This is a genomic window from Oceanospirillum sediminis, assembly GCF_014164585.1.
GTDB classification, from domain to species: Bacteria; Pseudomonadota; Gammaproteobacteria; order Pseudomonadales; family Halomonadaceae; genus Oceanospirillum; species Oceanospirillum sediminis.
The window spans coordinates 1-425 of sequence record NZ_JACJFM010000154.1 but is presented as its reverse complement, the minus strand read 5'-3'; the positions used below and the strand labels follow the sequence as shown (position 1 = coordinate 425).

Annotated in this window: 1 protein-coding gene; it reads right to left on the bottom strand. The window is 47.8% G+C overall.

Annotated features, from left to right (window positions below):
- Positions 1-127 precede the first annotated feature (127 nt).
- Positions 128-425 (bottom strand): hypothetical protein (locus H4O21_RS24330; protein WP_220495864.1); only part of this gene is annotated, 298 nt, incomplete at its 5' end.

Genomic DNA, 425 nt, shown 5'->3' with positions numbered 1-425 from the left:
CTTGCGATATTTGATAAATTCAGCGCCAGTACAGCAAGGTCATAAACCTCGTCAGCGGTATACCCTGCACCATGACCATACATTTCAATTCGCGATATGATTTCTTCTACTCGTTGTTTTGTGATTGTCATTTTTGCCATCCTCCTTTGCGAAGCTCTGCGGCGAACTCGTTAAGTGATATGTAGCAATCTCCAAATGTTAACGAACCGCTCGACTGCATATGCTCCATAGCCATCTCCACACCCTGCGCCCGTACTTCAGCCAGGAAATCATCGGTGGCTGGGGTTTCCGTGAGGTTGTCCTCCCAACCGTAGTACTCCTGACGACAGAAGTTATTAAATTCCTTTTCCGACTGTTTAAGCGCCGCATTCTCCGCTGCCAACTCAGCGCATTTAGCTTCGAGTTCCGCGTAGTCCTCGTAATTA